Origin of the sequence: Marinobacter sp., assembly GCF_044799475.1 — a bacterium.
In the GTDB taxonomy this organism is placed as follows: domain Bacteria; phylum Pseudomonadota; class Gammaproteobacteria; order Pseudomonadales; family Oleiphilaceae; genus Marinobacter.
On the sequence record NZ_CP085217.1, the window covers coordinates 2,818,466 to 2,844,273 of the forward strand.

General features: G+C 57.3%; 24 protein-coding genes and 1 tRNA gene. 10 read left to right on the forward strand and 15 right to left on the reverse strand.

Features of this window, described 5'->3' with window-relative positions:
* Positions 1-32 precede the first annotated feature (32 nt).
* From LG327_RS13005 to gloB, 3 genes are all read right to left on the reverse strand, one after another.
* Positions 33-1,859: an extracellular solute-binding protein gene (locus LG327_RS13005; RefSeq protein ID WP_404362425.1), complete on the reverse strand. Its 1,827-nt coding sequence runs from the start codon at positions 1,857-1,859 to the stop codon at positions 33-35.
* Between the two features lie 28 nt (positions 1,860-1,887).
* On the reverse strand, positions 1,888-3,657 hold the full coding sequence (locus tag LG327_RS13010; RefSeq protein WP_404362427.1) for a LysM peptidoglycan-binding domain-containing protein: 1,770 nt from the start codon (positions 3,655-3,657) through the stop codon (positions 1,888-1,890).
* Positions 3,658-3,820: 163 nt separating this feature from the next.
* A complete protein-coding gene (gene gloB, locus LG327_RS13015; protein ID WP_404362429.1) occupies positions 3,821-4,615 on the reverse strand; it encodes a hydroxyacylglutathione hydrolase in 795 nt (264 codons plus the stop codon).
* A gap of 118 nt (positions 4,616-4,733) precedes the next feature.
* On the opposite strand from gloB, the gene LG327_RS13020 reads away from it, so the two are divergent.
* From LG327_RS13020 to LG327_RS13035, 4 genes are all read left to right on the forward strand, one after another.
* The gene (locus LG327_RS13020; protein ID WP_404362431.1) at positions 4,734-5,537 is read left to right on the forward strand and encodes a class I SAM-dependent methyltransferase; all 804 of its coding nucleotides are present in this window, start codon (positions 4,734-4,736) and stop codon (positions 5,535-5,537) included.
* Entirely contained in the window at positions 5,527-5,973 is a 447-nt protein-coding gene (gene rnhA / locus LG327_RS13025; RefSeq protein WP_404362433.1) for a ribonuclease HI, read from the forward strand. Before LG327_RS13020 ends, rnhA begins: the two co-directional genes overlap by 11 nt.
* A 49-nt stretch (positions 5,974-6,022) precedes the next feature.
* The gene (gene dnaQ / locus LG327_RS13030) at positions 6,023-6,748 is read left to right on the forward strand and encodes a DNA polymerase III subunit epsilon (protein WP_404362434.1); all 726 of its coding nucleotides are present in this window, start codon (positions 6,023-6,025) and stop codon (positions 6,746-6,748) included.
* Positions 6,749-6,989: 241 nt separating this feature from the next.
* Positions 6,990-8,702: a chemotaxis protein gene (locus LG327_RS13035; protein ID WP_404362436.1), complete on the forward strand. Its 1,713-nt coding sequence runs from the start codon at positions 6,990-6,992 to the stop codon at positions 8,700-8,702.
* A gap of 82 nt (positions 8,703-8,784) precedes the next feature.
* Here LG327_RS13035 and LG327_RS13040 read toward each other — a convergent pair whose 3' ends face one another.
* Positions 8,785-9,099: an SCP2 sterol-binding domain-containing protein gene (locus tag LG327_RS13040; RefSeq protein ID WP_404362438.1), complete on the reverse strand. Its 315-nt coding sequence runs from the start codon at positions 9,097-9,099 to the stop codon at positions 8,785-8,787.
* A 243-nt stretch (positions 9,100-9,342) separates the two neighbouring features.
* Here LG327_RS13040 and sohB point away from each other — a divergent pair, with 243 nt between their 5' ends.
* The gene (gene sohB / locus LG327_RS13045; protein ID WP_404362440.1) at positions 9,343-10,413 is read left to right on the forward strand and encodes a protease SohB; all 1,071 of its coding nucleotides are present in this window, start codon (positions 9,343-9,345) and stop codon (positions 10,411-10,413) included.
* 61 nt (positions 10,414-10,474) lie between these two features.
* Positions 10,475-11,473, forward strand: coding sequence for a YhdH/YhfP family quinone oxidoreductase (locus LG327_RS13050; RefSeq protein ID WP_404362441.1), 999 nt, complete (start codon positions 10,475-10,477; stop codon positions 11,471-11,473).
* An 87-nt stretch (positions 11,474-11,560) separates the two neighbouring features.
* Here LG327_RS13050 and LG327_RS13055 read toward each other — a convergent pair whose 3' ends face one another.
* The 4 genes from LG327_RS13055 to metH all read right to left on the reverse strand — a co-directional run bounded on the left by LG327_RS13055 (position 11,561) and on the right by metH (position 18,081).
* Complete coding sequence (locus LG327_RS13055; protein ID WP_404362442.1) at positions 11,561-12,064, reverse strand: DUF934 domain-containing protein; 504 nt, start codon at positions 12,062-12,064, stop codon at positions 11,561-11,563.
* Complete coding sequence (locus tag LG327_RS13060; protein ID WP_404362443.1) at positions 12,057-13,709, reverse strand: nitrite/sulfite reductase; 1,653 nt, start codon at positions 13,707-13,709, stop codon at positions 12,057-12,059. The genes LG327_RS13055 and LG327_RS13060 overlap by 8 nt, the downstream gene beginning before the upstream one ends.
* Positions 13,710-14,026: 317 nt before the next feature.
* A complete protein-coding gene (locus tag LG327_RS13065; RefSeq protein ID WP_404362445.1) occupies positions 14,027-14,296 on the reverse strand; it encodes a DUF2970 domain-containing protein in 270 nt (89 codons plus the stop codon).
* An 83-nt stretch (positions 14,297-14,379) separates the two neighbouring features.
* Complete coding sequence (metH, locus tag LG327_RS13070) at positions 14,380-18,081, reverse strand: methionine synthase (RefSeq protein ID WP_404362447.1); 3,702 nt, start codon at positions 18,079-18,081, stop codon at positions 14,380-14,382.
* Between the two features lie 183 nt (positions 18,082-18,264).
* Here metH and nfuA point away from each other — a divergent pair, with 183 nt between their 5' ends.
* The 3 genes from nfuA (at position 18,265) to LG327_RS13085 (ending at position 20,713) form a co-directional block, all read left to right on the forward strand.
* Positions 18,265-18,852, forward strand: a complete 588-nt coding sequence (gene nfuA, locus LG327_RS13075; protein WP_404362449.1) for a Fe-S biogenesis protein NfuA — start codon at positions 18,265-18,267, stop codon at positions 18,850-18,852.
* Positions 18,853-19,122: 270 nt separating this feature from the next.
* Positions 19,123-20,319 (forward strand): DUF445 domain-containing protein, encoded by a 1,197-nt coding sequence (locus LG327_RS13080; protein WP_404362450.1) that lies wholly within the window; start codon positions 19,123-19,125, stop codon positions 20,317-20,319.
* Positions 20,320-20,353: 34 nt separating this feature from the next.
* Positions 20,354-20,713: a hypothetical protein gene (locus LG327_RS13085; RefSeq protein WP_404362452.1), complete on the forward strand. Its 360-nt coding sequence runs from the start codon at positions 20,354-20,356 to the stop codon at positions 20,711-20,713.
* A gap of 35 nt (positions 20,714-20,748) precedes the next feature.
* Here the strand turns inward: LG327_RS13085 and LG327_RS13090 are convergent, their stop codons facing one another.
* The 5 genes from LG327_RS13090 to LG327_RS13110 form a co-directional block, all read right to left on the reverse strand.
* Positions 20,749-21,066, reverse strand: a complete 318-nt coding sequence (locus LG327_RS13090; protein WP_404362454.1) for a TusE/DsrC/DsvC family sulfur relay protein — start codon at positions 21,064-21,066, stop codon at positions 20,749-20,751.
* A 6-nt stretch (positions 21,067-21,072) separates the two neighbouring features.
* Positions 21,073-21,357 (reverse strand): sulfurtransferase complex subunit TusB, encoded by a 285-nt coding sequence (gene tusB / locus LG327_RS13095; protein ID WP_404362456.1) that lies wholly within the window; start codon positions 21,355-21,357, stop codon positions 21,073-21,075.
* Positions 21,358-21,386: 29 nt separating this feature from the next.
* Complete coding sequence (locus tag LG327_RS13100; protein WP_404362458.1) at positions 21,387-21,734, reverse strand: DsrE family protein; 348 nt, start codon at positions 21,732-21,734, stop codon at positions 21,387-21,389.
* Positions 21,735-21,739: 5 nt separating this feature from the next.
* Positions 21,740-22,156, reverse strand: coding sequence for a sulfurtransferase complex subunit TusD (tusD, locus tag LG327_RS13105; protein ID WP_404362459.1), 417 nt, complete (start codon positions 22,154-22,156; stop codon positions 21,740-21,742).
* 68 nt (positions 22,157-22,224) lie between these two features.
* Positions 22,225-22,920, reverse strand: a complete 696-nt coding sequence (locus LG327_RS13110; RefSeq protein ID WP_404362461.1) for a Bax inhibitor-1/YccA family protein — start codon at positions 22,918-22,920, stop codon at positions 22,225-22,227.
* Between the two features lie 215 nt (positions 22,921-23,135).
* On the opposite strand from LG327_RS13110, the gene LG327_RS13115 reads away from it, so the two are divergent.
* A tRNA-Ser gene (locus LG327_RS13115) sits at positions 23,136-23,226 on the forward strand.
* 207 nt (positions 23,227-23,433) lie between these two features.
* Here LG327_RS13115 and LG327_RS13120 read toward each other — a convergent pair.
* Positions 23,434-24,855 carry an ATP-binding protein gene (locus tag LG327_RS13120; RefSeq protein WP_404362463.1) on the reverse strand — a complete coding sequence of 474 codons (1,422 nt, stop codon included), beginning with the start codon at positions 24,853-24,855 and terminating at the stop codon, positions 23,434-23,436.
* Positions 24,846-25,541 (reverse strand): response regulator transcription factor, encoded by a 696-nt coding sequence (locus LG327_RS13125; protein WP_404362465.1) that lies wholly within the window; start codon positions 25,539-25,541, stop codon positions 24,846-24,848. Before LG327_RS13125 ends, LG327_RS13120 begins: the two co-directional genes overlap by 10 nt.
* Between the last annotated feature and the right edge of the window lie 267 nt (positions 25,542-25,808).

Consider the following 25,808-nt stretch of genomic DNA (forward strand, 5'->3'; position numbering starts at 1 on the left):
GGCCTTGCATGAATCGAGAGGGGCTTGTTCGGTCAGGGTCTGGCCCACCAGTTGCTCAGGTCGGTTCCGTTCTTGGGTACTTTCCCGGGGCGGACCAGTGTGTTCCAGTAAGCAATCCTGTCTACATCGAGAAACCACTGGGGCACCACATAGTGATTGTGGAGGAGTACACGATCCAGCGCCCGGGTCCGGTCCACGAGAGATTCCCTGTCCGGTGCCTGGATCAGCAGCCTGACCAGCTCGTCGACTACCGGGTTGCTGACTCCCATGTAATTCCGGGAACCATTGACGTCGGCGGTTTCAGAGTGCCAGTAGTCGCGCTGTTCATTGCCGGGAGAGTCTGACTGGGGAAGCACCTGGGTGATCATCTCGAAATCAAAGCCCCGTACACGCTGGATGTACTGATTGGTGTCAATCAGTCGCACATCCACCTTGATACCAAGCTTTTCAAGGTTGCTGGCAAAAGGCAGCACGATGCGCTCAAAGTTTTTCTGGGCCAGCAGAATTTCAAAGGTCAGAGGCTGGCCGGTTTCGGTGTGCACCATACGGCCATCTGTTATGGCATAGCCTGCCTCTCTGAGCAGTCTGAGGCCCTCACGGAGATTGTCCCGTACGGTCTGATCACCACTGGTGGAGGGCACTTCGTAGGGAGTCGTAAAAATGGACTCAGGTAACTGCTCCCGGAACTGTTCCAGCACCGCGAGCTCCCCACCTCCTGGGAGCCCGCTGGATGCCAGTTCGCTGTTTTCAAAATAGCTGCTTGTCCGCTTGTACTGGCCATAGAAGAGATTGCGGTTGGCCCAGTCGAAATCAAAAGCAAAGGCGATGGCCCGTCGAACCAGGGGATCGCGGAACTGGGGCTTGCGGGTATTGAAGATGAAAGCCTGCATCCCGACCGGCCGCTCATGGGGCAGGGCTTCGGTAACCGCTCGTCCATCCCTGAACTGGTCGCCCTCATAAGCTGTTGCCCAGTTCTTGGCGGAGGATTCCAGACGAAAATCGTAGTTTCCTGCCTTGAAGGATTCCAGCGCGACGGTATCGTCTGAATAATATTCATAGCGCACTTCGTCGAAATTGTAGCGCCCCTTGCGCACCGGAAGATCGCTGGCCCAGTAGTCCTTCACCCGCTCATAGGTAACTGAGCGCCCGGCGTCAAAGCTGCCGATACGGTAGGGCCCGCTGGCAACGGGCGGCACCAGGCCGTTTTTTCCAAATTCCCGTTCAGCCCAGTAGTGTCTGGGAAGAATCGGAAGCTGGCCCAGAATCAGGGGCAGTTCCCGGTTGTCTGTTTCACCGAAATCGAATCTGACCCGATGATCATCAATGACCGTGACACTGGACACCTCCGCATAATAGCTGCGGTACATGGGATGCCCTTCGGTGGTAAGCATGTTGAAGGAGAATTCGACATCTGCGGCAGTGATGGGCCTGCCATCCTGGAACCTGGCTTCCTTGCGGAGGTTGAAGATGACGTAGCTGCGGTCTTCCGGGGTCTCAAGAGATTCTGCAATCAGGCCGTAGGCACTGAAGGGCTCATCATCGGAGGACACCAGAAGCGTGTCGTATACATAGGTGGTGATGCCGGCTGCCGCGATACCCCGGATTACAAAGGGGTTAAAGGAGTCATAGCCATTGGCCACCACAGCCATCCGCAGAACTCCGCCCTTCGGAGCTTCCGGGTTGACGTAGTCAAAGTGTTGAAAATCCGGCTGATAGGCGGTCTTCCCGTGCATGGCTATTCCATGCGCCGGTTCAGGGTTCTCTTCGGCCTGGGCAGGCGCCCAGGCAACTATGCCAAGACTGAAGAGGGTTCCGGTAACAAGGGAGCAAAAGCGGTTCAGGTTTGAAAAGGAAGCCATGTGTCTCGCTTGTCTCTCAGGTGCTGGTTCAGGGGCTGGTTCGGATATCCACGTAGAGTACCAGACTTTGTCCGGGCTGCAGATACCGGCCGGTGTTGAGGCTGTTCCAGCTGGCAATGTCATTGACGGCTACTGAGAACCGGTTCGCAATTACAGACAACGAGTCACCGCGACGCACCTTGTACCCAACCTTGCGAACCATGCTTTTGTCCCGGACGCTGGTTGCGGCGGCAGCATAGGTGGGGGCGTTCGACCAGACAACCAGCCGCTTGCCGGGAATCAGCGGGTCCCCTGGTGCCATCGCATTCCATGCAGCAAGTTGCCGCACGCTGACTTTGTGCTCACGGGCGATATCCCAGAAGGTGTCGCCGCTGCGGACGGCGTGCTCAACCTTTGTTCCTTTGCCTGAACGGCCGCCAGATGCCTGTTTTTTGGCCACTCGCTGGCTCTGGCTCAGAACATACTCTGCGCTACCGCCTTTGGCGGTCGGAATAAGCAGTTGCTGGCCAGCCCGGATCAAATTGCCCTTGATATTGTTGACCTCCTGGATCACGGAAGGTCTGGTGCCGAATTTGTTGGCGATACGGATCAGACTGTCGCCGGAGACAACGGTATAGTCCTGCCAGGCCACCCGGGCTTTTGGGTCAATAGCCGCGAGTCCGTCCCGGAAACGCTGGGCACTGGCCACGGGAACGAGCAGACGATGAGGGCCGCTCGGGGACGTGGCCCAGCGGTTGAAGGCAGGGTTTAGCAGATAGATTTCATCGATATCCACGCCGGCCAGATCCGCTGCCTGCGCCAGGTCGATCTGGGAGCCGATGTCCACTTGCTCAAAGTAGGGGGTGTCCTTCAGCGAAGGAAGGGTGATGCCGTAAGCCTCCGGGTTTTCGAAGATCATTGCGAGCGCGAGCAGTTTTGGCACATAGGCTTTGGTTTCCCGGGGGAGGCCCAGGGACCAGTAATCAGTGGGCTTGCCACGATTTGTGTTTTTGCGGATGGCCTTGGAAACCGTGCCGCCGCCACTGTTATACGCGGCCAGCGCCAGGGTGTAATCGTCATCAAATCTCTGGCTCAGGCGTTCGAGGTAATTGAGGGCGGCATCCGTGGAGGCCACTATGTCCCGACGCTGGTCATGCCACCAGCTCTGCTTGAGGCCGAAATATTTCCCGGTGGAGGGAATGAACTGCCACATGCCAGCTGCGCGCCCGTGAGAGTAGGCAAAAGGATCAAAGGCACTTTCCACTATGGGTAGCAGCGCCAGTTCCCCGGGCAGTCCTCTTGCTTCTACTTCGTTCACAATGTGATGGAGGTAGCGGCTGCCGCGATCGACCACGCGCTCTATATACTGCGGGTGGCGAATGAACCACCGGAGCTGTTGCTCAATGCGTTCGTTTTTGACTGAGCGGTCCATGGCATAGAGCCCCCGAAGCCTTACCCAGATATCGGCGGTTTCCTGCGGCTCCTCCGTGTCGAGTCCCTCTGCATCCACCCCCTCAGTATCGAGACGCGCTCTGGCCTGCTCTGCCTTTTCTTTCAGTGTCGGATCAATGGCTGTATCAAGCTCTGTTGTTGCTGAACCGTCCATGGACTCGCCGGACTCTTTTTTTTCCAGGGCCCGTTTCAGGTCTTCGTCGCCGGCAGCCAGGGTGACGGTTTCCGACTCAAGAAGTGCATCCTCGCTGAGATTTGCAGAAGGTTTTTCGCCAGAGGGGGCCGCCTGAAAGGCATCGAGGCCCAGGGTGGAACAGCCAGCCAGGGTGGCAACAACAAGGAGGGCGGAGATACTTCTTACCGTCATAACAGGGTCCGGGTGAGGGGGCTGACGTCCTGATGACTCCCAGACCCCGGTTATCTTGTGGGTGTACAGTGCTACTGATATGCCGGGATTCTAGGTGATCGAATTTCTGAGCGTCAAGAAGGTTCAGGTTACAGCAATGATACCTTGGGTATCCGTGGTGCGCTCAGAAGCTGTCTTTACCTCGGCGGACCGCAGCAAATACCTCATCGTCACTGCTCACTTTCAGGCCCTTCTGTTCACCGTAGGCTTTGGCCGCCTGGATCACGTCCGGATCGTCCCAGCGCAGGAAAGGGTTCAGCTTTTTTTCCCTTTCCATGGTGGAAGGCAGCGTAGGTTCACCGCGATCCCTCATCTGTTTGCACTCTGCCTCATAGTCCGCGAGGCCGGAGTCGTCCGGCAGCCAGCTGCGGGCAAATTTCAGATTTGCCAGGGTGTACTCATGGCCGCAGAACACTCTTGTGCTGTCCGGCAGCTCCCGGAGGCTGGCGAGGGATTCCCGCATCTGGGCCGCCGTGCCTTCAAACACTTTGCCGCAGCCGCAGGCGAACAGGGTGTCACCGCAGAAAAGAACCGGGGCGCCGTTCACCCTGTTTGGGGTGTAGAAGGCAATGTGGTCGAGAGTGTGGCCCGGCACGGCGATGACAGAGAATTCAAGGCCGCCCCAGACCACTGTGTCGCCTGGATGCACGGGGTTGGTGATCCCGTCGAAGGGTGAGTCGGCTGGGCCGGTCACCCGCTCGGGGGAATGGCGCTGTCTGAGCTCGGCGATACCGCCGGTGTGGTCAGGGTGGTGGTGGGTGACCAGAATGGTGTCCAGCTCCAGGCCCTCCTGGCGGAGGTATTCTGATACAGGATCGGCCTGTCCCGGGTCTACAATCAGGGCCTTGCTGTTTTCCCGGTCCTCAATGCACCAGATGTAATTGTCGGTAAACGCGGAAATCGGTGTGATGGTCAGCATAAAACCTCACATGGGCCAGATCGAATGTGACTGTTATCATAGAACATATGAGCAGGCTGTCCCAATGGGAAACTGTAAACGGGTATTTTCCCGGGAAAGATGAATCAGGGCCAACGTCATGACGCAGTTTGAGGACGTGGATTACTCCCAGCGACACGCGGATTTCGAACACTGGTTTCAGACCCCGCTGGGGCGAGGTCTTCTGGCGGATCAGAGGGCCTGCGTGGATGCCTCGATTGCGCCTTTGACAGGTGCCAGGCAGCTCCAAATCGGGGTCAGTCATCGCCTGCCACTGGGCACCTGCAGTGATTTCAGTCAGCGCATCATGACCACGCCCAGGTGGCATTCCCATCTTCCCGATGGTGTGGTTGTGTGCGATGCGGATGAGCTGCCGTTTCCCGGTGATTCCATGGATCTCGTGATTCTGCATCATGGTGCGGATTTTTCAGCGTATCCACATCAGGTCCTGAGGGAATGTTCCAGGGTTCTGAGAGGCGGCGGCCAGATGCTGATCCTCGGCTTTAATCCGCTCAGCCTCTGGGGTGTCAGAAAGTTTGTTCTGCGCCATACATTCGGTCCCTGGGGAGGCCGCTTCCTTCTAAGGTCGAGGATGGAGGACTGGTTAAGGCTGCTGGATTTTCAGGTTGAGTCTGTTCACAGCCGGTTCTTCACGCTCCCGGTCCAGGGCGCAGCCAGAATGAACAACCCTGCCAGAAGACGAATTCCTGGTGCGAGGTTCCTGCCCGGAGGCGCCTATTACTGTATCCTTGCCACCAAACAGGTCTGTTCGCCCATTAAGAGGCGACAGGTGTGGCGGAGAAAAAGGGTGATCGGCCTTCCGGGCGGCGGATCGCTGGGCGTGTCCAGGGGGTACCGGCAAGTGATTTCAGGTAAAGAGGGTGGGAACGGAAATGGCGAATAAAGTGGTGCTCTACACCGACGGAGCCTGCAAGGGCAACCCGGGCCCGGGGGGCTGGGGGGCCGTATTGCGGTATGGTGATGCAGTCAGAAAACTCCATGGCGGTGAGCTCAACACCACCAATAACCGCATGGAACTCCTTGCAGCGATTGAAGGCCTCAGGGCGCTCAGCAGGGGCTGCGAAGTGGAACTTTACACCGACTCCCAGTACGTGCGTAAAGGCATTACCGAATGGATGGCGAACTGGAAGAAAAATGGCTGGAAAACGTCGGCTCGAAAACCGGTGAAGAATGACGATCTCTGGCGTGCACTGGATGAGGAAACGGCGCGCCACAGGGTTAACTGGCACTGGGTGCGTGGCCATACCGGCGTGCCCGATAACGAACTGGCTGACCAGCTTGCCAATCTTGGCGTGGAAGAGCTGGCCCGCGCCGGTTGATTCTCCTATCTGAAACAGACGTGCCCGGGGCAGGGTGAAGGAAGTTTTTATGCGGCAGATTGTTCTTGATACTGAAACCACAGGCATTGACCCGGCTCAGGGGCACCGGATTATTGAAATCGGTTGTGTCGAAATGGTGGAGCGACAGCTCACGGGGCGTCATTACCATGTCTACGTGAACCCGCAGCGGGAAGTGGAACCAGAAGCCATATCCGTCCACGGCATCACCAACGAGTTCCTGACGGACAAGCCCCTGTTCCGTGATGTGGCGGAAGAGTTCTTCCAGTTCATAGAGGGCGCGGAACTGGTCATCCACAACGCCGCTTTCGACGTTGGCTTCATGGACTCGGAGTTTGGCCGCCTGAAAACCCGGCGGCTCACGGCAGATCACTGCGGCATAGTGGACACCCTTGCCATTGCCCGGAAGAAGCATCCCGGTCAGAAGAACAGCCTTGATGCGCTGTGCAAACGCTACGGTGTGGACAACAGCAGTCGTGAACTCCACGGCGCACTGCTGGACGCAGAAATCCTGGCGGATGTCTATCTGTTGATGACTGGCGGGCAGACTGATCTTTCCCTGGATGCCGGCTCGGACACCGAAGGCGGGACCGCAACCATCCGCCGCCTGCCGGCAGACCGCAAGCCGCTCAGGGTGTTGCGCGCCAGTGACACGGAAGACAAGGCTCACCGTGCCATGCTCGACGTGATTGCCGCCGCAGGCCACGCCCCATTGTGGAGCACCCTTGATGGCTCGTCGGAAACCCTGGACAGCTAGAAGGCCGAAGGGCGGGATGTTAACCCGTTCCGGTTGTACGTTCTGTTACAGTTGCAGTTTCTTGAGCTACCCGGGTTTTGTGTTATAAGTAATGGTAAGTTAGCCAATTTTCAGGGCATTTCCGGGCATTATTCCGACTTTGCTGCGGTGCGGCCGGTCCGGCTGGCTCAGCCTTCGGTCAGTTGGCAACCGCAGAGCGGGAAGCAGGGTTCTCCGCATCGATAACGGGAAGCGTCAATTTATGGTTCAATCGTCTCTAGCGACGAAGTCACAGTCGTTTGACCTGGTCAAAACCGAAATAGAACTGACAATAAAACAGGCAGAAGCCAGTCTCGAGAGGTTCCAGGAAAATCGCGAAAGTGGCGAAGATCTTCAGAACTGCCTCGACTTCCTGAATCAGCTCAGAGGTATTTTTATCCTGGTTGAGCTGCGCGGCGGCACCATGCTGTGTCAGGAAGCCGTGGCCATGGCCAATGATGTTCCCGTTGGCGCGAGTGATGACAAAAATATCCTGCTTACCACCCTCAGCGGTGCGCTTTTCATCCTGCGGCGATACGTGGAGTATTACCACCAGCAGCGCGCAGATCATCCGGAGCTTCTGCTGCCGGTGATCAACGAGTTGCGGGAAGCCCGCAAGGAGAAGCCCTATCCTGAATCCTGTTTCTTTGAAATAGACGCGAAACTCCGTCCCGACGCCTGCGCCATGTTGACCCTCCCCGCCGTGGAAGGCAACGAAGCGGATTTTGAAATCTATGCCCGCCGGATGCGCCTGATGTTTCAGGTCGGCCTTCTGGGCGTGCTTCGGGAACGTAATGACGTAGTTAACAAAAAACTCATTGGCCGTGCGGCCAGGGGGTTTGCTCGTCTGTGTAACGGCGCGCCCATGGGGCAGATGTGGTGTCTTCTGGCAATTACCGCTGATACGCTTCTTGATCGGTCGATGATGTTTGGCAAGGCCCGCAAGCGGATGCTGATGCGGATCGAAAAGTACAGCCGGGAAATCGTCTATGTGGGCAAGGTGGCGACTACCAAGGACGCTCCGGATTCCATTTTCAAGGATCTGATCTACATACTTTACCGCAGCGGCTCTTCCAACCCGGAAGTACTGAGTATTCTGGAGGCCTGGCGCCTGACGCCTGCGGAATATCCGGAATCCCTGCTGGAGGCTCACCGCAAGCGCCTCTATGGCCCGGGAGCGGACGTTCTCAAGTCGCTTTCAACTGCCCTTCAGGAAGAGCTGAACCAGCTGAAGGACAAGCTCGATATTATCGAGCGTGGCATTGAGCCGGATATCGCGGAGCTTGCGACCATTGCCGATTCCCTTGAGCGCCTGGCCAACACCCTACTGATGCTCGACCTGAGTCAGCTTGCCATGCTGTCCCGTGGCGAGGCTGCCAGGCTCAGACGCTGGGAAAATGAAAATCGACTGCCAGCGGATACCGAACTCTACGAGCTGGCGGACGCAGTTCTTAGCATTGAAGATGCGGTCATGCAGATTGTCAGCCGGGGCATTACATCTGAAACTGATGCCCTGGCTGAAGCCAGGTCTTCCGCCAGGTCAGAGGAGTCCCTGTATTTCCGGGAAGCGCTTATCGTGGTGGCCGACGAGGCCAGAAGTGCGTTAACCCTGGCAAAGCGGGCCATTACTGCCTTCGTTGAGTCCGATTACGACAAACTCCATCTTGCCAACCTGCCGGCGACCCTGCACACCATCTGGGGCGGATTCGTCATGCTGGATGATCCCACCGCCGCGGACGTTCTGGAGCGGGTAGCTGTTTCAATACAGGAGAAGCTGCTGGATCAGAAGGAGCCACCGTCAATGGCGGTACTGGAAGCCCTGGCAGATGCCCTGACGTCTCTTGAGTATTACATCGAGAGTGTGGGTACACGTGATGAGAGGAATCTGGATCTGCTCAAGCTGGCGGAATCTTCGCTGGGGGATGTAGGGCTCTGACGCCCGCTCCCTCAGCCAATCTTCAGCACGAAAAAAGCCTCTGGCCGAAAGGTCCAGAGGCTTTTTTGTACCAGCCGAAGCCCTAGCGAAGGGTGAAAAGTTCGCCCAGCTTGGTTGCCAGCATCATGTCGCCTTCTGCGCGCAACTGGCCAGCCATGAACGCCTGCATGCCGTCGGTTTCGCCGGATACGATGCCTTCAAGAGTCTCTGAGTTCATGATCAGGGTAACGGAAGGATCGTTGTGCTCACCCTCAACCAGGTTGCAGGTGCCATCCTTGATGATCAGGTGGTAGTTCTTGTCGTCTTCGATGTTGAACTGAAACACCAGGTCCAGGCCCTGGGCCGCATCCGGGTTGAAGTTCTTTTCGAGCTTTTCAAATACCTGAGCTACAGACATTATTTTTACCTTTCTCGGTGTGTGTCTTTGGCGTACTTCGGCCTTGTACCGACCTGCCGGTCAAGTCATCCGACTTTAGGGGCAGTGCCTGGCAGTGTCAAGCTTGATCGAACGCTTGTTTTAATTTGTTGCGCGCCCGGTTTTCGGGTTCCGGCCCGGGCGGAAAAAACCGCGGCGCTTGTGCCTGTCTCTCCCTCGGTTACAATCAGGCGACTTTCATCATGTTCAGTCTGGAGAGTGGCATTGGAATTTCTGACAGAGTTTGGATTATTTGTTGCCAAGGCGGTGACGTTGGTAGTGGCGCTGCTCGTGGTGATCTCCGCGATTGTCTCGGTCGCCCACAGAAACAAAGGGGATGATGAAGCGGGCGGCGAACTCCGTGTACGTCTGATGAACGACATTTACCGCAAGCTTCACGAGTCCGTTCGGGCCAAAATGCTTGGGGAGCAGGCCCGCAAGGCCTGGCAGAAGCAGAAAAAGAAAGAGCACAAGGCCGAGCAGAAGGCAGAAAAGAAGAAGGCCAACCTCAAGGCCAGCGACCCCGAGCCCACCCACCGGCCCAGGGTTTTTGTGCTGGATTTCGACGGTGACATCAAGGCCAGTGATACCGCCTCTCTGCGCAAATGCATAACCGCAGTACTCGGCGTGGCGGACAACGCCCGGGACGAGGTGGTAGTCCGGCTTGAGAGTGGTGGGGGTCTGGTGCACTCCTACGGACTTGCCGCAGCACAACTGGACCGGATCCGTAGCAAGGGCGTGCCACTGACCGTCTGTGTGGACAAGGTGGCTGCCAGCGGAGGTTACATGATGGCCTGTGTAGCAGACCGGATTGTCGCCTCGCCGTTCGCGATTCTGGGTTCCATCGGAGTGGTGGCACAGTTGCCCAACTTTCATCGCCTGCTCAAAAAGCATGATGTGGACTTCGAGGTGCTGACCGCGGGTGAGCACAAGCGTACCCTGACCGTGTTCGGGGAAAACACGGAGAAGGGCCGTCAGAAGTTTCTGGAGGACCTGGAGGATACTCACGGCCTGTTCAAGGATTACGTCAGCGAGCGCCGTCCGGGTCTGGATATAAAGGCCGTGGCCAATGGCGACATCTGGTTTGGCCAGAGGGCGCTGGATGTGAAACTGATCGACGAAATCAAGACCTCGGATGAGTACCTGATTGAGGCCTGCGATCGCGCGGACGTGCTTTCGGTGGGATTCGAACAGAAGAAATCCCTGCCGGAAAAACTCGGGCTGGCGGCCAGTGGCGCCCTTGAGCATGCGTTCGTGCGCCTGTTCAGTGTGTTCCGGAACCAGAAGCTCCAGTAATCAACCAGTCGCCACCCAGGGCGATATCAGGACAGCACCCATCACACCGGAGGAAAGCATCATGGCAGACAACATCCAGTACAGTGCCTGGCGGGTACACGAGGAGGATGGCAGATTCAAAGGCGCAATTGAAACCTGCAGGACAGGGGATCTGCCTGATCATGAGGTGCTAATCAAAGTCAGCCACTCTTCGCTGAACTACAAGGATGCTCTGTCCGCATCTGGCAACCGGGGCGTAACCCGTTCATTTCCCCACACGCCGGGAATTGATGCAGCGGGGGAGGTGGTGGAAGATTCCACCGGCAAGCTCGCTGCCGGACAGCAGGTTATTGTGACCGGTTACGATCTGGGCATGAATACCCCCGGTGGTTTCGGCGAATACATCCGCGTGCCCGCCGGCTGGTGTATTCCCATGCCTGAGGGCTGGGATGCGTACCAGTCCATGATCTATGGAACCGCTGGTCTTACCGCCGGCCTGTGTGTGGAGAAGCTGCTGAGAATGGGCGCTGAACCGGATCAGGGCAGGGTGGTTGTCACCGGTGCCAGTGGAGCCGTGGGCAGCGTAGCCGTGGATTTGCTTTCCGGTCTCGGGTTCGAGGTCGTGGCCATCAGCGGAAAACGGGAGCAGGACGCCCAGCTGAAAGCTCTCGGGGCTGTGGAGATCAGGGACCGGGATGCCCTTGCTGAAGAACCCAAGCCAATGCTCCGGCCGGACTACGCGGGGGCCGTTGATACCGTGGGCGGTTCCGTGCTGGCGGAGCTTCTCAAGCGGGTAAAGCCGGGGGGATCGGTGTCCTGCTGCGGCCTGGTAGCCGGTACCGATGTCCAGACGACTGTTCTGCCATTCATTTTACGGGGCATCAATCTTCTGGGTGTCGACTCGGTTGAGATACCGGTAGCGGACAAAAAAGCGATCTGGCAGAAACTTAGCGGCCCCTGGGCCTGCCCGCGCACCGAAGCGGACGCAAGGGTGATCGGCAAGTCAGACCTGGACGACGCCCTCAGTGCTTTTCTGAAAGGCGAGTCGCGGGGCAAGATCGTACTGGATCATTCGCTCTAGCGAAGCCACTGAGCACACAAAGTAACTAAAAAAGCGGCGCCCGCGAAGGTGCCGCTTTTTTATCAAGTGCTGCCGAGTATCGTCAGTTCATGAAGCCCGACGGCGGAACAGGGGCACTTCCGTGTCACCGGCGGCCTGATAGGCCTGACTGAAGAAATTCAGGCAGTGGGCTGCCAGCTTGATGTCCTTGTCTGGCCGCAGAACATAGCTGTCGAAGCCACAGCGCTTCATGAACTGGAGCTGGTCCAGCAACACATCACCCACGGCGCGCAGTTCGTTGCGGTAGCCATACCGCTCCCTTAACAGCCGTGCGGAGCTGTAACCACGACCGTCGGTGAACTTGGGAAAGTTGATGGCAACAATAGGCAACTCGTCCACGTAGTCCGCCAGCATTCCCGGCTCATCATGGCTTTCCAGCCAAACGCCTATGTCGTCACGGCCCTGATAATGCTCCCTGCCGGCAATCCAGAGATCCGCTGGAATCATGGCAGGGGTATCGTGAAGCTTCAACGATTCACCTTCATCCGGGCGGGGAATCAGGGTCCAGTTGTCCTCTCTTATTTCGCCGTCACGTGTGATGATCTCAGGCATAAACACGCTCCTTGAACGGCGCAATTCCGATACGGCGATAGGTGTCGAGAAAAGGCTCTTCTTCCGTACGATTCGCCACATAGACATCCAGAATCTTTTCGATGACTTCCGGCATATGCTCCCGGGCAAAGGACGGGCCCAGAATTTTCCCTATGGAGGCGTCACGCTGGGAGGATCCTCCAAGACTGATCTGATAGAACTCCTCGCCTTTCTTGTCCACTCCAAGCACGCCAATATGGCCCACATGGTGATGGCCGCAGGCGTTCATGCAGCCAGAAATGTTGAGGTCGATCTCGCCCAGATCGTATACATAATCCAGATTGTCGAACTTGCGCTGAATGGACTCTGCCACCGGAATGGACTTGGCGTTGGCCAGGGCGCAGTAGTCACCGCCCGGGCAGCAGATGATGTCCGTCAGCATATTGAGGTTGGCTGTCGCGAACCCCAGGGGCTTCAGTGCCTGCCAGAGATCATAAAGCTGATCCTGCCGGACATCCGCGAACACGACGTTCTGCTGATGGGTGACCCGGGCTTCGCCAAAGCTGTACTGGTCGGCCAGATCGGCTATCTGCTCAAGCTGACGGTCCGTGATGTCTCCCGGCGGAACCCCGGTCTTTTTCATGGTCAGGGTGACTATGCCGTAACCCGGCTTTTTGTGGCTGTCCACATTGCGCTTTACCCAGTTGTCGAATGCTTTGCTTTCGGCGCGGGCAGCCACCAGGGCTTCCGGATTGTCGGCAAGGTCATCGTAGGGAGGCTCAGTGAAATAACCCTGGACTTTGTCGATGGCTTCCCGGGTCAGTCGGGTGGGGGACTCCCTGATATGGGACCACTCTTCCTCGACCTTTTCCGCGAACCCTTCAGGGGTAAGCGCTTTCACCAGGATCTTGATACGGGCTTTGTACTTGTTGTCCCTGCGGCCGTAACGGTTGTACACCCGAAGAACAGCCTCCAGGTAGGTCAGCAGGTCAAGCTCCGGCAGAAATTCCCGGATCATTGGCCCGACCATGGGGGTGCGACCCAGACCACCCCCAACGTGAACCCGGAAACCCAGCTCGCCTTGCGCATTGCGGACTATTTCAAGACCGATATCATGTACCTGGACTGCGGCCCGGTCACTGTGCTCGGAAGCGTTGACTGCTACCTTGAATTTGCGGGGCAGGAAAGCAAACTCGGGATGGTAGGTGGACCATTGCCGGATGATCTCGCAGTACGGGCGCGGGTCCGTGAGCTCGTCGGACTGGGCGCCAGCGTACTGATCGGTGGTGGTGTTCCGGATGCAGTTGCCGCTGGTCTGGTTTGCGTGCATTTCGACTTCCGCCAGTTCCGCGAGTATATCCGGCACATCTTCAACTTCGGGCCAGTTAAGCTGGACGTTCTGGCGGGTGGTGAAGTGGGCATAACCCTTGTCATAATCCCGCGTAATACGCGCCAGCCGGCGTAACTGCGCGGAATTGAGCATGCCATAGGGCACGCAGATGCGAAGCATGGGCGCAAACCGCTGAATGTAGAGCCCGTTCTGCAGTCGTAATGGCAGAAATTCGTCTTCAGCCAGGTCGCCCGCCAGCGCACGGTCCGTCTGGTGGCGAAACTGGGCGACGCGTTCAGCAAGTATCTGCCGATCGTGTTCGTCGTAAACGTACATAGTGCGAATTCCCAAAATGAGTAAACATTCAACGCGATGGTGGCAACGATATCAGTTGCGCCTTATGCTTAAAACGATTCTTTGTAAATATGGTAATTACATTTGGTGCTTAAAAGTGCCTGGAACTTTGCTTTCAATCTGCCTAGTCTATACCCTGCTTTGAAACTGATTTTAAAACAAAAACGAGGGCATCCGAATGAGCAAAAGCAATCTCAGCGACAGTCAGGTTGATGCAGTGGCCGCCGTTGCCCTGATCAGTCTCGTGGTCGTCGCAGCCGTTTTCTGGGTTGCAACCCGCTAAAACGCCCCGGCGCTGATTACTGACTGGCCAACACCCATCGTACGATCAGTATCAGGGTGACCACAAATATAGCCCCGAAGATGATCCCACCTACAATGTAGTGCCAGGGGCTGCCGCTTTCGAAATCCTCTTCGTGGCGGCGGCTTGACTGAACGCCAAGCGCACCGGCCAGAATGCTCTGAATGACTTTCAGCAGACCCGGTTTTTTCTTCGGGCCAGCCCCGGATTTTCCCTCAGAAGCTGTTTCGTCCCTGCGCGATTCGGTTTGCCTGTTTTCTTCTTTCATGTCGTTGCTCTGATCGAATTACTGACGCGATCCAATTACTGACGCGATCGAATTGCTGAAGCGCCATCCGTGGCATTTCCGGTTTATTCTGCCGGGTCGTAGGCCAGCATGGGCGCCAGCCAGCGTTCCGCCTCCGCCACCGTCTGGCCCTTGCGCTGGGCATAGTCCTCCACCTGGTCCTTGCCAATTTTGCCGACGGCAAAATATTTGGACTGAGGGTGGGCAAAGTACCACCCGGAGACGGCGGAAGCCGGATGCATGGCAAAATGTTCCGTCAGCTCTATACCCGCTGTCTCTGGAGCCTGCAGGAGCTGGAACAGCACTTCTTTTTCGGTGTGATCCGGACAGGCAGGGTAGCCGGGAGCAGGACGGATGCCCTTGTAACGCTCGCGGATCAGGTCATCGGCATCAAGGCTCTCGTCAGGATCATAACCCCAGAGCTCTTTTCTTACCCGTTCGTGCAGGTGTTCGGCGAACGCCTCAGCCAGACGGTCCGCCAGAGCCTGGACCATGATGGCATTATAGTCATCGTTGGCCTCCTTGAACTCACGGGTGAACTCGTCAGCGCCAATACCGGTGGTCACGGCAAAACCTCCGATGTAATCGCACCGATCTGCAGTCTCCGGCAGCAGGAAATCAGACAGGGCCATCATGGGCTTGCCCGGCGCCTTGTCGTCCTGCTGTCGCAGGTGGTGCAGAGTAGTGAGCTCTTCGGTACGTGATTCATCTGTGAACACCACCACATCATCACCACGCCTGTTTGCGGGCCAGAAGCCAATCACGCCCCGGGCGGTGAGCCTCTTCTCTTCGATGATGCGTCTGAGAATCTGCTGGCCCTCGTTGTACAGGGTCCGCGCTGTATCCCCCCGCTTGGGATCATCGAAAATGGCGGGGTATTTCCCTGCCATGTCCCAGGCAATGAAGAACGGGGTCCAGTCGATATAGTCCACCAGCTTGCGCAGGTCATAGTCGTCAAAGGTGCGCAGGCCGGTAAAAGTGGGCTTTACCGGCGTGAAGCGTTCAAAATCAATATCCGGCGCCCGGTCACGAGCCTCCTTCAGGGACACAAGCTTCGTGCGCTCCCCGCGATTTTTCCGGCGTTCGCGGACCTCGTCGTATTCGGTTCTGGCAGCCGCCACCAGGCCTTGCTTGGCGGTTTTGCTCAGCAACTGGGAGGCGACGTTCACGCAACGGGAAGCATCCGATACGTACAGGGCGATGTCGTTTTTGTAGTGGGGCTCGATCTTCACCGCTGTGTGGGCCTTGGAGGTGGTGGCGCCACCAATCATCAGCGGAATGTTGAAGTCCAGACGCTGCATTTCTTTTGCGACATGCACCATTTCGTCCAGAGAGGGCGTGATCAGACCACTGAGTCCGATGATATCGACCTTTTCCCGGCGGGCGGTCTCCAGGATCTTTTCACAGGGCACCATCACTCCGAGATCCAGCACCTCATAGTTGTTGCACTGCAGGACCACGCCCACGATGTTCTTGCCTATATCGTGTACGTCCCCCTTCACCGTGGCCATGAGGATTTTGCCCTTGGCCTCCTGCACGCCGGACTTTTCAGCTTCAATCCAGGGAATCAGGTGGGCGACCGCCTGTTTCATGACCCGCGCGCTTTTTACCACCTGGGGCAGGAACATCTTGCCATCGCCGAACAGGTCACCCACCACGTTCATGCCGTCCATCAGGGGGCCTTCGATAACGTGAATCGGGCGTTCAGCTCTTTGCCGGCAGGCTTCCGTGTCTTCGATGATATAGCCGGTGATGCCCTTGACCAGCGAATGTTCAAGGCGTTTTTCCACCGGCCATTCCCGCCATGCAAGGTCTTCCTCCTGGGTCTTGCCAGCCTTGCCTTTGTAGCGCTCCGCGATCTCCAGCAACCGGTCAGTGCCATCTTCGCGACGGTTAAGCACTACATCTTCCACAATTTCCTTCAGCTCCGGCTCTATGTCGTCATAGATGACCAGCTGACCGGGATTGACGATACCCATGTTCATGCCAGCCTTGACGGCGTGGTAGAGAAATACTGAATGAATCGCTTCCCGCACGGCATCGTTGCCCCGGAAGGAGAAGGACACGTTGCTTACGCCGCCGGAGATGGAAGCATGGGGCAGGTTTTCACGGATCCAGCGAGTGGCATTGATGAAGTCCACCGCATAGTTGTTGTGCTCTTCAATCCCCGTGGCAATGGCAAAAATGTTGGGGTCGAAAATGATATCCGTCGGGTCGAAGCCGATGCCGATCAGCAGGTCGTAGGAACGCTTGCAGATCTGGGTTTTGCGCTCGTAGGTGTCGGCCTGACCTTGTTCGTCAAAGGCCATGACCACGACGGCGGCACCATAGCGCATGCAGCTGCGGGCGCGGGCCAGAAACTCCTCTTCACCTTCCTTCAGGCTGATGGAGTTCACTACGGCCTTGCCCTGGACGCAGCGCAGTCCGGCCTCGATAACGTCCCATTTGGACGAATCGATCATGATGGGAACGCGGGAAATATCCGGCTCGGACGCCACCAGCTTGAGGAAGATCTCCATGACCTCCTTCGAGTCCAGCATGCCTTCGTCCATGTTGATGTCGATGATCTGGGCACCGTTTTCAACCTGGTCGCGGGCAACGCTGAGAGCCTCCTCGTGCTGTTCCTCCTTGATGAGGCGGAGGAAGCGTTTGGAGCCGGTTACGTTGGTGCGCTCACCCACATTGATGAACAGGGTGTTTTCGTCCCCGGTAAATGGCTCCAGGCCGGCCAGACGGAGAGCTTTTGGCGGCTCGGGAATCTGCCGGGGCGGGTACTTGGCAACCGCATCCGCAACAGCTTCAATGTGCTCCGGCGTCGAGCCGCAGCAGCCGCCAATGATGTTGAGAAAACCGTCCCTTGCAAAGCCCTCGATGATTTCGGCCATTTCTTCCGGGGTCTGGTCATACTCCCCGAATTCATTGGGCAGTCCGGCATTCGGGTGGGCGCTGACGTAGGTGTCGGCTTTGTTGGATAGCTCCTCCACATAGGGCCGCAGGGCATCGGCGCCCAGGGCGCAGTTCAGGCCAACGGAAATGGGCCTGGCGTGCTTGATGGAGTTCCAGAAGGCTTCCGTGGTCTGCCCTGAAAGGGTGCGTCCGGAGGCATCAGTGATGGTGCCGGATATCATGATGGGCAGGGTGATACCGCTGTCCTCAAAGAACTGCTGGACGCCGTAAATCGCAGCTTTGGCGTTGAGGGTATCAAAAATGGTCTCGATCAGGATCAGATCACAGCCGCCCTCGACCAGGCCGGACACCGACTCGTAGTAGTTGTCTACCAGAGTCTGGAAATCCACATTGCGATAGCCCGGATTGTTGACGTCCGGGGAAATCGAGGCGGTGCGGGAGGTCGGACCGACCGCGCCCGCCACAAACCGGGGTTTATCCGGGTTTTTGTCAGTAAATTCATCGGCAATCTGCCGCGCAAGCCGGGCGCCGGCGACGTTCAGCTCACGGGCGACGGATTCGAGGCCATAGTCTGCCTGCGACAGCTGGGTGGAGTTGAACGTGTTGGTCTCGATTATGTCGGCACCAGCCGCCAGATAATCGGAGTGGATGTTCCGCATCAGCGCTGGCTGGGTCAGGTTCAGCAGGTCGTTGTTGCCCTGCAGGTCCTGATCATAATCTGCGAATCGGTCACCGCGGAAGGCTGCCTCCTCCAGCTTCAGATTCTGGATCATGGTCCCCATGCCGCCGTCGAGAATAACGATGCGGTCTTTCAGGGCCTGTCTGAGCTGTGCCAGGCGGATGTCACGATTGTCGGTCATACGGAGGCTTCCGGGATTCATTTAAGTCGTTTGGGCGCGCGATGATAGCAAAAATGCAGGGCTCCGTCCTGAGCCTGATTGGCAAAGTCGATACACGACGCAATAGCCGACCATTTTACTAGGTCTTTTAAGTTACTGCGAACTGCCTTAAAATGATTTTATATTTCCCAACAGGTAGGGCTCATGGCACTGGTAACTGTGACTGATTCGGCGCGGGATTATCTCGCGGAACTTATTAACAAGCAGGACGTGGAAGGCATGGGTGTTCGCATCTTTGTGACCCAGCCGGGCACCAAGCATGCTGAAACCTGTCTGGCCTACTGTCCGCCAAACGAAATCGTGCCCACTGACGAGCAGGTGGATCTCGGCGTTTTTACCCTGTTTCTGGACCATAACTCGGTGCCTTTCCTTGAAGATGCCTATGTTGACTATTCAAAAGACCAGATGGGCGGTCAGCTGACCATCAAGGCGCCCAATGCCAAGGTGCCCCAGATAGACGACGATGCACCACTGCTTGACCGTATACGCTATGTTCTCGCATCGGAGATCAATCCGGGCCTGGCAGCCCACGGTGGAGAGGTGTCCCTGGTTGATGTGGTTGACGAGTCGGTTGCTGTTCTCAAATTCGGGGGCGGCTGTCAGGGCTGCAGCGCTGTCAGTCTGACACTGAAGCAGGGCGTGGAAAGCACACTGAAAGAGCGGGTGCCGGAAATTTCCGCGGTCCGGGACGTAACCGATCACACCGTGAAGGAAAACGCCTACTACCAGTAATTCAGGTTCCGGAATTCCGGAGACCGGCGCCGCCGTTGGCTTGCGCCGGTTTTTTGTGGCTGAAGGCCAGGCGACAAGGGCGACTGGATAATCTGAATGCAATGGCGTCCAGGTAAAGGGGGCACCAGGGCCAATGTCAGAGCCGTTCGTTTACGCCAGAATCCCGTGACTTATACGTAGCCCAATGCAGCGTGCTGGTAATGAGTAGTAAAGCATGGGCGATAAACGCTGACGCTGTATGCGTCTGGTCCTCGTCACCTGGGGTTTGTCTTGATAGACGTTGCGTTCTGGTCCGTGCCCTTGATGGCTGCAGTCACCGGCTGGTGCACCAACTGGCTTGCGATTCAGATGTCATTCCATCCTGTGCAGTTTGTCGGGGTGGGCTGGTTTGGCTGGCAGGGTGTTATCCCCCGCAAAGCCGAAAAAATGGCTCACATCTGCATTGACCGGACGCTGGCACAGTTTGGCGATCTGAATGCGGTCTACCACAAGCTGGAGCCGAAGCGGATTGTCGAGCAGGTGATTTCCCAGGTGAACCCGCGGCTGGATGAATACATAGACGAAGTGATGTATGAGATTCAGCCAGTGCTCTGGGACAACCTGCCCAATTTCATGCGAAGGCGAATCTACCAGTGGGGCAGGGAGCAGTTGCCATCGCGGATCGAATCCCTGGTGGAGGATTTTGGTGACGACCTGTCCGAACTGGTGGACCTGAAAGCCCTGCTCAGCCGTGAGCTATCCCGACATCCCGATCTGATGAACCGCATCTTCCGGGAAGCAGGTTCGGTGGAACTGAACTCCGTGATCAGGTGGGGTGCCGTTATAGGCGGCCTGCTGGGGGCAGTCATCGTTCCCCTCTGGCTGCGCTACCCGGAGCCCTGGGTTTTGCCGCTGGCAGGTTTTGCTGTGGGGTTTGTCACCAACTGGCTGGCCATCAATCTGATCTTCCGGCCTCTGCAGCCGCGCCGAATCCTTTTCTGGCGGGTGCAGGGGCTGTTTCTGAAACGCCAGCCGGAAATCAGTGATGTCTGGAGCCGACTGGTGGCGGAAGAGCTGATTACCGTGGAGAAGGTTGCAGATGCGATGCTGAACGGAGAGCATGGAGACCGTACCCGGGCCATCATCCAGAAGCACCTGCGGCCCATGCTGGACAATTCGGTCATCATGAAGCTCAGCGCGCAGGTCACTTTCGGCATGACCGGCTATACGGACCTGAAGAAGGCCATGAATAACAAGGCGGTGACTGCGACGCACGATGTCTTCGCCGATCCCCAGTTCAACCGTCAGCGTGCGCCGGTGGTGGCTGCCGTGCTATCGGAACAGATGAAGGCCCTTGCCCCGGCAGAGTTCCAGGACGTCCTGCGACCTGCGTTCAAGGAGGATGAAATCAAACTGATGCTGGTTGGCGGCGCTCTTGGCGCTGTCGCAGGCGCAATCCAGCTTGGGCTTTTCACCTGGTGGTCATGACCGGCAGGACGGAAAGCCAGAAAAGGAAGAAGACATGATGCCGTTCTGGTTAACTTTGACGATACAGGCTGTGGTAACGGCCCTGGTTGTACTGGCAGTGCTCGCCGGCTTTTTCCGCTGGGTTTTACGGCCGTATCTGGATCAGAAAATACGGGAGATCATTGAGGCTGCTGACGACCTGGAGCCACGCATCACCCGGGGGGTCAAGGCCGGGCTTTCCGACTCCCTCCGGGAACTGCCTGAAAGCACCGTAAGAGACAGTACCCGTCAGTTTCTCAGGTTCGGCTCCGACCTGTTTGAAAACGGTCTCAGCAGTTTTCTCGGCTCCTCCGAGGAGCTTCAGAAGCGCAGTGGGCGCTCAGCTCCGCCGTCCGGCCCCGATTCCCAGCCCTGAAAAAGCCGTGAGCACACCGGCCACCTGAGGCGGTCCTACAGGCAGTTGGTGGGGCGGGGCAGCCCCGCGATCCGGCACGCTGTCTTTGCCGGTGTGCCCGGGAAAAGCTGCATGAGATAGATGCTATTGCCTTTCTCTTCGCCGAGTTCTTCCCGTACTGCCTTCACGAACAGCCGGTTGGACGGTGGTGAAATGTCATGTCGTTTATAAAAAGATCTCAGTAACCTGATGATTTCAAAATGACTTTCATCAAGCTCGATATTCTGCTCCCGGGCAATTTCCACCGCAAGGTCGGGTGTCCAGTCTGCCGGATTCTCAAGAAATCCTTCGCTGTTCCGTTCTGGCTGTGACATGAAATTCTACCAGCTGATGATCTTTGTATTGGCTGCCGTGAGCTCAACGAAACCGGCGTAGTCAACCAGAATACCCCTTTCTGCCAGACTCTCCTGGCCAAGGCCGCGGGCTTCAGCGTCTGCCAGTAACACGCGGGTGCCAGTGGGCAGGGTCCGGGCATTCTGGCGGCAGGCCAGCGCCAGGACTCCGTTCCCGGTCAGTAGCAGGGAATCCTGTTCGCCAATGGCGGCCAGGCAGTTGCCGAAGCGGGGATGTTCGGGGGACTTGTTCATTATATGCAATGTGGGCATATGGTCCTCGGGTTTGGGCGCATGTGGAATCACAGGCAGACCACATGGTCGTACTGATCAAAAAATGCCGCGTCCGGGGCTACTGCCTGCGCGGCAGCATTCAGGCAGGCTTCGTCCAACTGGTAGCGCTCAAGGGCCTTCTGTTCGGCCAGAAGGGCCTCAACGCCAAAGATGCCTGCCGCACCCAGTTGCTTCTCCACATTTTTCTGTCCCAGGGGCTCAGAGTGGTGTCCGGGCCGGAGCCAGTTGACCCCTGCCTCACGGAAAAGGATGCTCACGGGCTGATCAAAAGCCGCCAGTGAAAAGGCCATGTCCAGGGCTTCGCGGCCACGCCAGTCCCCGTAGGGTGCTTTGTCAATGATCACCAGAATGCGCATCGTCTTCAGTCCGTTGGGTGAAAATAGAGAGTCCGGTCTGACCTGGTGACGCCCTCAACCCAGTCTCCCAGGCCGGCTATCTCAAATGGCGCCACAAGATTGCAGGCGTCCTGCTCATACCGTTTCTGTTCTTTCTCATCCAGAATCCCCCGGCGCAGTGCCGAGGCGACACAGGCCACAGCAGAAATTCCGTTAGTTCTGAGAAAATCACACCAGAGGTTGGTCCAGTGGGGCTCGTCGCCGGGGATGCAGGAAAGCGCCGAAGCAAGATGGACCCCGTCCCCATACAGGAATAGCCGGTCAATCCGGTGGCCGGCGGCAATCAGGGCCCGGGCAAATTCCAGCGCGGTCTGCGGTGCCTGGCTGGTGTAGGGCGCGCCGGTGATCACCAGGGTATAGGAGAGGGAGTCGGCTTGATGCATGGCTAAAGGATACCTGAAATAAAAAACCCCGGTACAGGACCGGGGTTCTCTGACATCAACCTGAAGACTCAGTCGTTGCCGCTGAATGCGGACAGCAGGTGGAGCAGGCTGAGGAACAGGTTGTAGATTGAAACATACAACCCAACGGTGGCGATGATGTAGTTACGCTCGCCGCCCTTGATGATCTGGCTGGTCTCGAACAGGATCATGATCGAGGCGAAGATGGTGAAGCCGGCAGAAACTGCCAGTTGCAGAGCGGAGCTCTCCATCACAAAGGCCAGAACCATGGCACCGATCAGCACAAACGCGCCGGCGGTCAGGAAGCTGCCCATGAAGCTGAAGTCTTTCTTGCTGATTAGTGCCACAGCAGACAGACCAACAAACGCGACCGCGGTGAGGGTCAGGGCCTGAGCTACAATCTGGGAAGCGCCAGCGGCCACAAAAGAGCCAATGATCGGGCCGAGGGTGTAACCCATGAAGCCGGTCAGTGCGAAAACGCTGAGGATGCCCCAGGGGCTGTTTTTCAGTTTGTAGGTCAGGAACAGCAGGCCGATGTAACCTACGATGGTTACGATAAAGCCGGGGTGTTGTGCCCCCATGCTCAGGTAAGCCACAACGGCGGAAAACGCCAGCGTCATACCCAGCAGCATGTAGGTGTTGCGCAACACGTTCATCGCGTCTGCGCTGATGCCTGTCGAAGTGCCAGTCTGCGCTGCATCATAGGCAGCTTCATTCTGGCGGACACTGAAACGTCTGTTTTCCATCTTGATCTCCGGTTACGTCAGAACCTGTTCATTGTTGAACAAGCATATCATAGTGTCAGGATCGGAACTTTCAATCATTTAGTACGTGAAATCCACCAGTTAATTCCATTAAACCGCGTTAATCTTAAAAGGAAAAGTCCGGGCGTTGACAGGCAGGACCATTCCGGTATCATTCAACCCGCTGTTCGCAACGACAGCAGGCAGAAAATGGAAACGGTGGGCTGGCAGAGTGGCTTAATGCAGCGGTCTTGAAAACCGCCGACGGTTAGTAGCCGTCCCGGGGTTCGAATCCCTGGCCCACCGCCAATTTATTTTCAGTTTCATAGTGTTAAGTCAAATTCCCCCAATTTATTTCTCGGAAGATCCCTGGGTTTCAGCGCTCGAAGAGCATCAGCTGGTACGCCCTCCCGTGAGTCGTTTTCTCTGTTCCCGGTGGATGTTTGTCACAGAGGCTCCAACTAATGCGCTGGACAGCCGCTTGCCTTTTGGTGCGCCTGATATCCGCTGCAAAATTCAGACGTCCTGTCCGCTCCATTTATGGGGTCCCGGGCGAACTGGCAACCATATCTCGGCACGCAGACCCGACTGTCTGTCCGGGCGGCCACTGAGAGTGAGCTGGCCACCATGGAGCTCGGCGATGCGGCGGGCGATGGCGAGCCCCAGGCCAGCCCCGGCACCCAGACGCTGGTCCAGTCGGACAAAACGACTGAGGGCCCGCTCCCGTTCCTGCGGAGGAATGCCCGGCCCCTCATCGGATACGGTGACGAGGTATCCGTCATTCGCCGGAGACAGACGGGTTTCTATTTCCGTATGTTCAGGGCTGTACTGGATGGCATTCGCGAGCAGCGAACGCATCAGGGTGGTGATCAGAGCGCTATGACAGCAGACAGGGGCGTGGCCGGACGACTCATCCTTGAGCACGGGTTCAATGCCCTTTTTCAGCGCCAGCGGTGCGACATCGGCGATGCTCTGCTCGAGGATTTCGGACAGATTATGATATTCGGGCGAAAAATCGGCTCCGGAGTCGACCCTGTTCAGCAGCAGCATCTGTTCCACCAGGTGCACCATGCGGTCCACCGACTGGATAAGGTGCTGGTACTCGGCTGGATTGCTTTGGCAGTGCTTCTCCAGATTCAGCCGCAGTGCGGACAGTGGTGTGCGCAGCTCATGGGACGCATCTGCAGAGAACCGCCGCTCCCGCTCCAGAGCCTCGTCCAGACGTTTGAGCAGTCCGTTCACAGCATGAACCAGCCCGACCACCTCTCTTGGGGCATGTTGATCATCCAGTGGATGGATGCTTTCGGGGGCCATGTTCCGTACCGGACCTTCAAGGAGGCGCAGGGGCCGGAATCCGATTCGAATCGTCATGACAATTGCAATCACAAGCACCGGGAGCACGACTAGCAAAGGCAGCACATTGCCCATGGCGAGCTCCTGGCTGAGCTCCTGACGAATGTCTTCACGCTGGGCGGTTCTGATCCAGAATCCGGTCTCCGGATCCTCAAGGGTGAAGGTTCGCCACCGGAAGCCGGAGGACTCTACCCAGGTGTAACCTGGCATCAGTGCAAGATTGTCCTCGGCCGCCAGGGTATCCAGCACCGGGGCGCCCATGGGCGACCAGACTTCAAAGGCGATTTTCTTCTCATATTTGTGTCCGGAACCACCGGGCAGAATCTCCTCATAGTCCTCCTCGCGAAATGCACCCTCTGGTAGCTGAAGCGTTTCTTCCAGGGTACGCGACAGTTGCTCAGGTGACTGGGTCCCGACCAGATGACGTACCAGACCCTGGACGATGCGGGTGCTTTGGGCCAGCTCCGCGTCGAACAGTTCCTCAAGCTCGTGATTGCTTTCCAGATAGCTCCACAGGGCCGCGGCAGAGGCAATCAGCAGCACAGCGGTGGTGAGCAGTATGGTCAGTGTGCGTGTCAGGGACATGAAGGCGTGCTTCCTGCGGGGGCTGACACAGCGCTGTCGAGCATATAGCCGACACCGCGAACGGTGCGGATCAGGGATTTCCCGATACGCCGGCGAAGATGATGGATGTGTACTTCCAGAGCGTTGCTTTCAACTCCCTGTTCCCAGCCGTAAAGCTGCTCTTCCAGCCGGCGGCGTGTCGCCACCTGATCCGGATGGCGCATGAGGTAATGGAGGATCTGAAATTCACTGCGAGGCAGTGTGACCCGCTCGTCACCAATCATCAGCTGACCGGTTTCCGGCGTTAACGACAGGCGGCCGATGGTCAGGCAGCATTGAGCATGGCCTTCCGCCCGGCGGGTAACCGCGCGAATGCGGGCCTTGAGTTCGGACATGGCGAAGGGCTTGGTCAGGTAGTCGTCGGCCCCGGCGTCGAGGCCCTGAAGTTTCTCTTCGAGATCGGTGCGCGCTGTTAGAACGATGACCGGGGTTGCTATCCCCTGTTTTCGAATGCTGCGCAGGATGTCGAGGCCATCGACCCGGGGCAGCGTCAGATCCAGAATCACCAGGTCAAAGTGTTCATGGGGCAGGGTGTTCAGGGCCTGCTGCCCATCGTCGAGCCAGTCCACCGTATTTTGTTCATCCCGCAGCATACCCAGCATGGTGGTGGCAAGCGGGTGATCGTCTTCTACAAGCAGTATTCGCATGACCTGTCCTCACATTGGCGCCTGCTGATTCTGGCACAGAAACCTTAATGCCGGCTTAAGGAAAAAGCCGTTAGCGCTTAAGTATGAGTTAAGCCGGCTACGTCAGACTGGTTCCATACCCTTGAGGAGTCACGTTATGGCAGACCCGTTGACGTTTTCGGCATTTTGTTTCTCAGGAGCTCCAGGTCTTGAACCTTTGCTCCAGTGTTCAGGTCGGCTGTTATGCGAGGCAAAGCCGGAGACATCATCCGCCGAGGCCATCACAGC